Source organism: Rhodocytophaga rosea, assembly GCF_010119975.1.
In the GTDB taxonomy this organism is placed as follows: Bacteria; Bacteroidota; Bacteroidia; order Cytophagales; family 172606-1; genus Rhodocytophaga; species Rhodocytophaga rosea.
Genome location: NZ_CP048222.1, coordinates 3,623,363 through 3,634,714 on the forward strand (window position 1 = coordinate 3,623,363; position 11,352 = coordinate 3,634,714).

The window sequence follows — 11,352 nt, forward strand, 5'->3', positions numbered from 1 at the left end:
TCCGGATTTGAGAACAGATTATGCTGATTTTTGTGGCTGAAGGGAAAGATATTCTTTGGGAGATACACCTACTGCACTTTTGAATGCCCGCTGAAAGGTAGCTTGGGAATTAAATCCGCAATCCAGGGCAATGCCGGAAATAGTTAAATGTTCATTTGCTTTTTCAACTAACCTTCTTTTTACTTCTGCAATCCGGTATTCATTTACAAATTCATTAAAGCTTTTTTTCTCATAGTTATTTAAAATATAGGAAATGGTTTTCGGAGGAATATGCGTATGATTGCTCACGGCCTGCACATTCAAGGAAGGTTCCAGATACAATTTATCTTCCTGCATGGCTTTTTTCAGCGAACCTATATAAGCAGCTGCCTCTTCCCTGGGAAAAGACAAAGTGGAAGCAGGTATTTGTTGAGGACCAGATGATAGTGGAAACTGTATGGTTACGGTTTCAGAAGAAATTAATTGGGTATGCAGATAGCCTTTAAAGGCAAGCCAGTAAATAAGAATAGCTAGAGGAATATAAATAGGATAATAACTCATGTTATCCAATAAATATCCCCGGGTAGAAGGAATGATATAAGGCACCAGAAAAATAAACCAGATTACCTGAAATGCTAAAAATGCATGTAAAAACTGATGAATCCACCTGATTCTTGCCTGAGTAAGACTATCTGAATCGGATGTGTTCTGTTTTTCTTCCGAAAGATTTGTTAGAAATCTTTTTGTTACCAATACATACAATGTAATGGATAACCATCTGGGAATATCTGAGTAAGTATTGTAAGAATCAATAAAATCTCCCCATTCAGGGCCTTCTTCTATCTGAAAAATGCCTATTAGCAAACCTGCTAAAAATATCCAGACCAGCAACCTGGGTACTAAATCAATAATTACCGGATAAAAATGTCGGTATCGAATTGCATTCATCCGGAAATCTGAATTAACAAGCGATTGGATGTAAAAATAAATAAGTGGCCCGATGGGCATGATGATAATAAAGGGAAATACCTGTTGCAGAATTTGTACAAAAACATAATCCTCATACAAACCAGACTCCGTTATATACAGATTGCAACAGGCCAAAGCCAGCAGGAAAATGAGGCTGGCCAGCAATCGGTTCGATACTTTACCGGGTTGTTTTCTAAAAAAAAGCAATACACTCAGAATAAATCCTTGTACAGCGCCTACCAGGATAATGATATTCCACAGTTCTGACCCGGAAATGATAGTCATAGGTATGGGAGCGATTAAATTTTGAAAAGGTGAGAATCCTATAGGCTAGTTTTTTACCTGCCTGCTATAACAAGGTACATATTTCTACAGAAAATTCCATAGGTGTTTAATAAAGTGTTGGCTCCAAATCCCATTTTGTGCATTTAATAAAGCAATTGGTTCAGATAGTTATTTTCAGCTTGAAAATTCATATATTTTCGGAATACTATTTAAAATTGGAGTATAATAAGTTATAAGTAAATTCTGTCAGAATAACTCTTCACTTACGTTGTTATAATAAACCTCAAAACCATATTGTTATGCTCTCTACTTCCCGCAGAAATGTACTTAAATCACTGGCTTTAGGTAGTGCGGCCACTTTATTTTCGCCAAATACTTTGCTTTCGGCTACCTTACAACAGAAAGACCGCTTGGGAATAGCGCTGGTAGGATTAGGTTATTACAGTACCGACCTGCTAGCACCTGCTTTACAACAAACCAAACGTTGTTATCTGGCAGGAATTGTAACCGGATCGCCTGAAAAAGCCGAAACCTGGAAGAAAAAACACAATATTCCCGATAAGAACATTTACAATTACCAGAACTTCGATCAGATCTCTAATAATCCGGATATTGATGTAGTGTATATTGTGCTGCCACCTTCCATGCACAAAGAATATGTAATACGGGCGGCTAACGCTGGCAAAGAGGTGTGGTGCGAAAAACCAATGGCTATTACTGCTCAGGAATGTCAGGAAATGATTGATGCCTGCCGGAAAAACAAAAAATCGCTTGCTATCGGCTACCGTTTACAGCACGAACCAAACACGCAGGAATACCGCCATATTGTTAAAGGCAGATTACTCGGAAAAATTGAGAGTGTAAATTGTGCAGCCGGATATACTGAAGGCCGTACCGACCACTGGAAACAGAAAAAAGAAATGGGAGGTGGGGTATTGTATGACATGGGGGTATATGCGATTCAGGGAGCCAGGTTAGGAAGCGGTGCGGAGCCATTGGCTGTAATTTCTGCAAAAACTTCTACCACTCGTCCAGAGATATATAAAAACGGCCTCGACGAAACCACGGAAGCAAAACTTGAATTTCCAGGTGGATTAATCGCAGATATTAAAACCAGTTTCGGGGAGAATATCAACTATCTCAATATTAACTGCCAGAAAGGGGACATAAAAATGTCGCCATATTCAGCGTATGCCGGTGTACAGGGAAGCAGCCCATTGGGACAGATTAACTTTCCATACCAAATTCCCTGGCAGCAAGCCAAACAAATGGATGATGATGCCCTGGCTATTTTGCAACATAAACCTATGCTGGTTCCGGGTGAAGAAGGACTCCGTGATATCCGCATTGTAGAAGCCATCTATAAATCTGCCGGAAGTGGCCAACGAGTGAAAATCTGAGTGTCCCAGTCTATATGATTCTGCCATTCACAAACCTGTTAGAGTAAAACCTGACAGGTTTATTTTTTAATGTCAGCTTATCAGGTATTTAAATAGCGAATTTTTGTATAGGGGCTACATTTTCTCACTAATTTCTCAGCATAAGAATCAAGCCATATCTTTGATTAATTACTGTTCAGATATCACTGCTAATCTCTTCATGAAATAGTACAATTTTAATCGATATGTGTGTATAAGAAAAGTATTATTTTTCACTCTTTCTTTTGTTTACAGAATCTCTCTTATAGCAGCCTACGGGCCTGTTAATACATAATATAACAATATAAATTTGTAGTTGCAATACCTAAAATTAGGTATTTTTTAACGGACCACCCTTTAGAAGAGAACCAAATGACACATAAAAATCTTCCTAAAACGTATACAGAGATACTGGAAATTTGGGAATCTCAGAATTTTGAACAAGAATCAAATGATTATCAAATTTTACTAAGTAATAATCCGGCTCTTGATATAGTACTAAACGCTGGTCCATCTCTCACTATCATTATGGATATGCGTACCTCAAGCTTTGTATATGTGAGTAGAAACAGCTTACAAATGCTTGGCTATACTTCGGAGGAGTTAGTGATAAAAGGATTTCACTTTACCCTGTCTTTAATTCATCCGGATGATATTACAGAATACATGGAAGTAACAAAGGTAATATGGGAGTTCCTGATGGCCCTGCCGGTTTCGCAAAGGAAATATTACAAAACAAGTGTAGACTTCCGAATTAAGAATAAGGAAGAAGCATATAAGCGGGTGCTGCAACAGAATACTGCCCTACAAACAGATAATGCAGGAAATATTGTACTCCTATTGATAGTAATAAGTGATATTTCCCATTTGAAAAAAGAAAATGGGATATCAGCGGCCATTATTTCTACCAAGCACGACGGTTTTCTGGTCTGGGATGGATCCGATACACATCTCAAATCTCAGATTCCTTTTAGCCGCCGGGAACGTGAAATCATTAAATTTCTGGCAGAAGGTTTTAGTAGAAAAGAGGTAGCAGAGCAGTTGAATGTGAGTGAATTTACGATAAGCACCCACCGGAGAAATATGCTCAAAAAAACCAGGTTGTCTAATACCAGAGCTTTAGTACGATTTGCAATTAACCACGGGATGATATAAGGATACTTCTTACTACTATAACATCACTTCTTGATACATTATTCCTAATGAGATGAATTACAATTTTCTCTAGGCAATAAGATAGATTGAAAGAGTATTCAAATGTGCTGGTAATTTTCATAAATTGCTTATTAGTTATACACATGGTTATTTTAATATCAAAACCTGGTAAACCTTATACGCTCTATTGCCAGTGAAAAGAATACTATACTATATCGTAATACTGCTGTCTGCATATGCCTGTACACCAGAAGCAGATAAATTACCAGAATTAGAGGAAAATACTATTAATGAAGTCATTCAGGAGATGACTAAGGTGATGGTACATGATGTAACCAATCCTCCACTGGCATCCCGTTTTTTTTCCTATGCCTGCCTGTCCGGGTATGAAGTAATCGCCCAGCATGATTCTGCCTATCAAAGTATGTATGGAGTGTTACAGGAATTTCCTAAAATCAAGCGCCCGGATACAATTACAAATTATTCCTATCAGTTAGCGGCTGTATTAGCCATGATGGAAACGGCAAAAAAGATGCAGCCCTCCGGAAATACGCTTGCTGAGTATGAGAAAAAATTAATAGCAGACTGCCATAAAAAAGGCTTTTCGGATGAAATAATTGAGAGTTCCCGACAATATGCCCAAGCCATTAGTAAGCAGGTGATAGCCTATGCCAAAACCGATAAATACAACAAAATCAGCAATTTTTCCAGATATACTCCTCTTACCCAGGAGGGAAGCTGGTATCCAACACCTCCGGGTTTTTTCGCCCCGGTAGAACCCTATTTCAATACCATCCGGTCATTTACATTAAATTCAGCTGATCAGTTTAAGCCGATTGTGCCGGTAGTATTTTCATCTGATAAACAATCTGATTTTTATAAGTTGATGCTGGCATGTTATAAGGAAGGCATTAACCTGAGTGAAGAACATCGGAAAATAGCCGCCTTCTGGGATTGTAATCCTTTTGCTTTACAGGATAACGGACATATGCTGGTGGGGATGAAAAAGATTTCGCCTGGTGCCCACTGGCTGGGAATAACGGGAATTGCCTGTAAGCAAGCAAATGTCGGCTTCGAAAAAGCCATGAAAATTCACACAGTAGTAGCCATAGGATTAATGGATGGATTTATCAGCTGCTGGGATGAGAAATTCAGAAGCAACCGGATTCGGCCGGAAACAGCCATCCGCAAATACATCGATCCTTCCTGGAAACCACTTTTGCAAACGCCTCCTTTTCCGGAATACTTAAGCGGCCATTCTACCATTTCAACCACTTCTGCTGTTATTTTAACGCACTATTTTGGCGAGAATTTTCAATATACAGATACCGTAGAAGAACAATACGGATTAGATGCCCGTACATTTGCTTCATTTCAGGAGGCAGCCATAGAAGCAGGCCTTTCCCGTTTTTATGGTGGTATACATTTTATGGATGCCATTGACCAGGGCAGAGAACAAGGTATGAAAGTAGGAAAGTGGGTGCTCGAAAAAGTAGAAAAAAAACAAGGTAAGCTTACGCTGTCTGAAAAGTAAATTCACAAAATATCTATTTACAAATCAATCGTTTATCTCACACCGGTTTCAATACTACGCTATTGTTTTTGTGCAGGATATTATACTATATTGCCCGGTAATATATACACCCGATGAAAAAAGAAATAACTCAGTCTGGGATTCCCTTTGACCCCAATTATTTTGAAGATCTATCAAAAAAAGGAGTAACTAAAGAAATAAAAGATGTTTTTACCTTTATTTTCGAAACCAATCACTGGCAGGGTTCAGACTCCGTATCTGGTGCCGGTTCAGATTATGCACAGACGGTAGCCGTTGCCGAAGCATTGCCTTCTTTACTTGCAGCCCATTCTATTAAAACGATGCTTGATTTGCCCTGTGGAGATTTTTTGTGGATGAGCCAGCTGAATTTGCCATTGGAACAGTATATAGGCGCGGATATTGTAAATTCTTTAATTACCCATCATCAGCAGACCTATACCAGCCCCGCCAGGCAATTTCAGGTAATAGACCTTACGAAGGATTCTTTGCCGGAGGTGGATTTAATCTTCTGCCGTGATTGTCTGGTACATCTATCTTTTGACGATATACGAAAGGTTTTCCAGAATCTTGTTTCAAGCAATATTCAATATATTCTTACTACCACATTCACCGACCGAACAGAAAACAAAGATATTATAACCGGAGACTGGCGTACTCTGAATTTGCAAACAGCGCCTTTCAATTTGCCGGCTCCCATTGCTGTAATAAATGAGCAATGTACCGAGGGTAATGGTGCCTATGCTGATAAATCAATGGCTTTGTGGGAGGTAAAAGTGCTGACTGGTATGTTGTAAACCTGCTTAAGGGCTAGGCCATAAAACAATTTTAATCTTTCTACTATTCAAGGAATTAAATGATACTGAATGAAATATTTTTAGTATCATTTTTGTTTATACTGATAAGGATAATAAATAGTACATGAGAACAGCCATTTGTCATCCCCATTTTCCTTTAATTGAACAATTCAACTATTTTATTGGTATTTTAACTATCTTTATTTACAAACTTTGCGTATAGCAACCATATCCAGGTACATTAACCTTCACGGAACACAAGTATATCTACAGACAAAAGCAAGTGACCGGGGAAAACAATGGTACGCCGGAATGGTGGGATTAAATACATTTCCAATGAAAAAAACTCTGATTTTCTTTTTTGTGCTGTTAACCAATATTTCATTGCTTTCAGCACAGCAAACAGCCAAAACAGGACAGCAAATTGCCAAAAATACGACGGCTCAACCGAATGTAATGGCGGACCTGCGGCCTGACCAAAGCCAGGCAAAAGTAGAAATGCTGGTAACCCAGATCATGACACAGGGCCATTACAGAAAGGTAAACCTGGATGATTCTTTGTCGTCTGTTATATTAGATAAATACCTTCAATCACTTGACAACAGTAAGGTTTTCTTTCTGGCTTCAGACGTAGCTAATTTCGAAAAATACCGCAAGGAAATTGATAATGACCTTAAGAAGGGAGAACTGGAACCAGCATATCAGATCTTCAATATCTTCAAAACCCGTTTTGATGAGCGTATGACCTACGTTTCACAACTGCTGGAGAAACCCTTTGACTTTACAGTAGATGAGAATTACGAAACAGACCGTGAGAAAGCTCCCTGGCCAAAAACAGTAGCAGAAGCCAATGAAGAATGGCGTAAAATGGTTAAAAGTCAGGCGCTTAATCTGAAGTTAAGTGGCAAAAAAACCGAAGAAATCAGCAAAATGCTGAAAGAACGGTATGAGAATCAACAAAAAGCCATTACCAAATCTACCAGCGAAGATGTATTCGAAATCTATATGAATTCTTTCTCAAACTCTGTAGATCCCCATACTTCTTATTTTTCTCCGGCTGCTTCCGATAACTTTAAAATTGACATGAGCTTATCTCTGGAAGGAATAGGTGCATCACTGCGTACGGAAAATGATTATACCAAAGTAGCTGAAATTATTGCTGGTGGTCCTGCTTTCAAAAGCAAACTGTTGCAGAAAGACGATAAGATTGTGGCCGTAGCCCAGGGAGAAACGGGTAAAATGGTAGATGTAATCGGCTGGCGTATTGACGAAGTTGTTAAACTAATCCGTGGACCTAAAGGCACAACTGTACGTTTGCAGATTATTCCTGCTGATGCCGGTACTTCAGCGATTACCAAAGAGATAAAACTGGTACGTGACAAAGTAAAACTGGAGGAAGCCGAAGCCAAAAAAGAAGTAGTGCCTATTACCCATAATGGCAAACCTTATAAAATGGGTGTTATTACTATTCCTTCTTTCTATATGGATTTTGAAGCTGCCCAGAAAGGAAATAAAGATTATAATAGTACTACTAAAGATGTCCGTAAACTCATAAAAGAACTTAATACTGAAAAAGTAGATGGCTTAATCATCGATTTAAGATTTAATGGAGGCGGTTCGCTCTCAGAAGCTATTGAGTTAACAGGTTTGTTTATTAAAGATGGGCCGGTTGTGCAGGTACGTAATTCAAATGGTTCGATTGATGTAGGAAAAGATCCTGACGCTGGTGTGGTATACACTGGTCCGCTGGCAGTGATGATCAACCGGTTTAGTGCGTCAGCTTCCGAGATTTTTGCCGGTGCTATTCAGGATTATAAGCGGGGTATTATTATTGGTGAACAAACCTATGGCAAAGGAACTGTGCAGAACCTGATTGATTTGAACCGATTTATGCCTGATGAAAAAGACAAACTGGGCCAGGTAAAACTGACTATTGCTAAATTTTACAGAGTAACCGGAAGCAGTACGCAGCACAAGGGTGTATCGCCTGATATTGGGTTGCCTTCCAGATATAGCGCAGAAGAATTTGGCGAAAGTTCCCAGCCTAGTGCACTTCCTTGGGATCAGATACGTGCGACCAGCTTTACTCCAACTAATGATGTAACCAGTGCTCAGATTAGTAAACTGGAGAGTAACTATGAGAAACGCCTCAAATCAGATCCGGAACTAAAGCAATACCAGTCTGCCATTGAAGACCTGAAAAAAGCCCAGACGAAAACAGTTGTATCCTTGCAGGAATCCAAGCGTAAAAAAGAACGTGATGAAATAGAGCAAAAACGCAAAACAGCTACTAAGATTGAATCTACCAATCCGGAAATTCCTGAAGGCGAAGAAGGAAACAAAGCAGAGGATTCTTCTAAACCAGATAAGAAGCCCAAAGATTTATATCTGAATGAAGGGGCAAAAATCCTTGCCGATTATATTTCCATCGGATAATTTCTAATTAATATATCTTATCAGGACCTTCCATTCATAAACAAAATTGGGAGGTCTTGTTATTTTATATAATTTACTTTCGTAAGCCCAACACTATAGTCAATCAGCCTATGCAGTTATTCTACAAAAAGGGTGTTTTGTGCTGGCAACTGGTTCTGTTACTATCTGTAATAACCCGTATAGGATGGACTCAGCCAAAAACGCCTTATGTTCAGTTAGGCACACAGTTTCCGCTACAATACACAGCCGGATTTGAGTACCAGTTTCATCCCCGTTTTTCCGCTGCTGTACAAGTAGGTTTGCTTGCCAAACCTTATGATAAATACCTGCTCTATTGTATGGAAGTAGCCGGATTAAGTAAAAACCTAAGCCACATCATCGAGAAATCGTTTGAAAAAGCATATATGGGAAGTATAGGTATAAATTATCATTTTAATCAGAAATATTATGCTGGTGTATATGGATTGGCTTCAAGGATGTATGGAAAAGGGCCTTTACTTGAACTGGCCAATGTCTATTACAAAGGGAAGTTTCCTGCGAATGTTGATCCGGCCTTGCTGGCTATCGCAGAAGGTTTGCAAATGAACTGGGAATCTGATTTAATTTGTGCCGGACTCTTAGCTGGCCGCAGATTTTTATTTCCTAACAGCAAATTTGAATTTCGAGCTGAAATTGGGTTTACTAAAATCATGGGCTCTCAAAGCCGTTATAGCGTGGGGTACTCTATAATTGATGATTCTGTACTCGCCCAAAATTTATACACCCGCATGAATGATGAGTTTAAAAAATCATACTGGAAATATGGATATGTGCCTAGCCTGAACCTATATTTGGTATACCGGTTGAAATAAGTATGACTTATTAGCTTGCCTTACTGGCAGGGAAATATTCACTGAGAACCTGCTGCAAACTGCGATTCAGTCCATAGCCAGAATGTCCTGCAAACCAGATGCATTTTTCGCAGCGCTCTTTAAATTCATCAAATAGCCTGTTCTTAGCAATTAATTGCAGGGTTTCTGTAAATCCGGATTGCATAGATTTGTAAAATGCTTCGCTGATGTAATGGTGTGCATTCATAAACTCTATGCTGTTTTCCACCCGGTACAGCAGTAAGTCAATCACATCATAGTCATATAATGCTACTTTTCTGAATTCAGTGATTAGTTTTTTGGAAGCGGCTGACCTGGGTCTGCGGATACGCTTATTAGGAAAATAGATCTTCCGGATTTTCTGCTTATACTGATTCACTACTAACTGGGTATCTTCCCCGAATTCCATCTGGTAATACTCGTTCACATTTTTGAACCTTGTGAAAAGTTTTGCCAGTTCTTCTATCAAATCTTCCTTCTCTAAATGATTCAGGTGTTTTTGTAATCCAGCTTTGGTTAAACGCGACATAGCAAAAAAGCTATTTTTGTAGCAGAGGAAAATAGCCTGCTACAAAAATAGCTTTTTTGGTTGCGATTATTATCTAAAACAATTAAAGTTTGTGAAGTAAAATAACAGATTGGCTGATTATTAATAGGAATTGCTTTCAGCAGAATATTTTTCCATGATTGTTTCCAGCATAGGCTTTAACTGGTTTAGATCTACGAGTAAGTTTAGCCGCATCCCCTGCTTTACATTTTCTGCACTTGCATCCGATTCGCAAGCCATATACTGATAATTAACGCCGGCTTTATTGGCCAGATCGTAATATACCGGAATAATATACTCACTGGCAAATAATTCAATAGCTGTAGTTCCGGGCTCGCAGAAAACTAAATTTGCCCAGCCAGCCCCATGAGGCCCGATAATTACTTTGGCAGAACCAAAAAGATTTACCTGCTGCTGGAAAGTCATATTTCCCAATTCAACTTTTTTGAAACCGTATTCAGCCAGGAAGTTTACAAGTTCGTTCTCATTAATCACAAACCGTTTATCAGAATCATTGCGGCTTACATATACATAGGGATATACTCTTTCCCCTGCTTCTATCACTTTCGGGAAATTATTTTTCAGGAACGAACATGCCCACGCAGGAACGTGAGAATGATATCTTACATAGTTCGTTGCTACCAGTGAATCCGCCACTATGTGTGTTTCTACATTTCCAGGGATAATTTTATTGTCATCTATACCCAGCAAACGCAGGGTATCTTTCTGGTAGCCTAATTCAAATCCGGGCACAATAAAATAATCTATCCGGTCGAACCAGCCACTTTTTTGTAATAAATGAATGCGGCATAAAGCGTCGAACAGCCAGTGAAAGTAATTGTTGTCTCCGCTTCCCCCGATAAGCAGATGAAAAGCAGTACCTGAATATTTCTTAGGTGTGATAAAAAAAGTTTGTTCAAAAATCGAGTTTTCTTTTGCCTTATTTTTTCCCATCTGATAAGAGACTCCACCCACCAGCTTGTTATCTCTGGAAATAATCGCTACACTAAAAACGGTATCTGTATGTAATCTTCCATGAGGAATTTCTACAATATAGGCAGTTGGAATAGCCGCCTGCCGGGGAAGGTCCATATAATCGGCACACTTGCTGTAAAATTCTTCGTCTATGTTGATAACAGAGGTATAGGAAGGATATAATTCTTTATATGCAGGTGCAGGTTTTTTGCGGTTATCTTCATGTAAATACTCCTGCACATTTTCATACACATCTTTAGGCCGGTAGGATACATTATGAGGAATGGTCTTGGCAATAATACTCTTAATTTTTCGAATAACTTTTTTAGATAGGCGGCGCATAATGTAAAAGGTTATAATGAACTAAATG

The 11,352-nt window shown here is 38.9% G+C and carries 9 protein-coding genes; 6 read left to right on the forward strand and 3 right to left on the reverse strand.

The genetic code is table 11. From position 1 onward, the window contains the following. Positions 1 to 18: 18 nt before the first annotated feature. Positions 19 to 1,233, reverse strand: a complete 1,215-nt coding sequence (locus tag GXP67_RS15155) for a helix-turn-helix domain-containing protein (RefSeq protein ID WP_162443900.1) — start codon at positions 1,231 to 1,233, stop codon at positions 19 to 21. Between the two features lie 299 nt (positions 1,234 to 1,532). Here GXP67_RS15155 and GXP67_RS15160 point away from each other — a divergent pair, with 299 nt between their 5' ends. The 6 genes from GXP67_RS15160 (at position 1,533) to GXP67_RS15185 (ending at position 9,442) form a co-directional block, all read left to right on the forward strand. Continuing rightward, complete coding sequence (locus GXP67_RS15160; RefSeq protein WP_162443901.1) at positions 1,533 to 2,633, forward strand: Gfo/Idh/MocA family protein; 1,101 nt, start codon at positions 1,533 to 1,535, stop codon at positions 2,631 to 2,633. A gap of 390 nt (positions 2,634 to 3,023) precedes the next feature. Next, positions 3,024 to 3,806, forward strand: coding sequence for a LuxR C-terminal-related transcriptional regulator (locus GXP67_RS15165; protein ID WP_162443902.1), 783 nt, complete (start codon positions 3,024 to 3,026; stop codon positions 3,804 to 3,806). A 193-nt stretch (positions 3,807 to 3,999) separates the two neighbouring features. Next, positions 4,000 to 5,340: a vanadium-dependent haloperoxidase gene (locus tag GXP67_RS15170; RefSeq protein ID WP_232065232.1), complete on the forward strand. Its 1,341-nt coding sequence runs from the start codon at positions 4,000 to 4,002 to the stop codon at positions 5,338 to 5,340. Between the two features lie 113 nt (positions 5,341 to 5,453). Next, positions 5,454 to 6,155: a class I SAM-dependent methyltransferase gene (locus tag GXP67_RS15175; protein ID WP_162443903.1), complete on the forward strand. Its 702-nt coding sequence runs from the start codon at positions 5,454 to 5,456 to the stop codon at positions 6,153 to 6,155. A gap of 213 nt (positions 6,156 to 6,368) precedes the next feature. Continuing rightward, positions 6,369 to 8,591, forward strand: coding sequence for a carboxy terminal-processing peptidase (locus GXP67_RS15180; protein WP_232065233.1), 2,223 nt, complete (start codon positions 6,369 to 6,371; stop codon positions 8,589 to 8,591). Between the two features lie 110 nt (positions 8,592 to 8,701). Further along, positions 8,702 to 9,442, forward strand: coding sequence for a hypothetical protein (locus GXP67_RS15185; RefSeq protein WP_162443904.1), 741 nt, complete (start codon positions 8,702 to 8,704; stop codon positions 9,440 to 9,442). Positions 9,443 to 9,452: 10 nt separating this feature from the next. Here the strand turns inward: GXP67_RS15185 and GXP67_RS15190 are convergent, their stop codons facing one another. Together GXP67_RS15190 and GXP67_RS15195 are read right to left on the reverse strand one after the other, a co-directional pair. Further along, a complete protein-coding gene (locus GXP67_RS15190; RefSeq protein ID WP_162443905.1) occupies positions 9,453 to 9,989 on the reverse strand; it encodes a DUF6155 family protein in 537 nt (178 codons plus the stop codon). Between the two features lie 120 nt (positions 9,990 to 10,109). Next, positions 10,110 to 11,324: a glycosyltransferase family 61 protein gene (locus tag GXP67_RS15195; RefSeq protein WP_162443906.1), complete on the reverse strand. Its 1,215-nt coding sequence runs from the start codon at positions 11,322 to 11,324 to the stop codon at positions 10,110 to 10,112. Positions 11,325 to 11,352 lie beyond the last annotated feature (28 nt).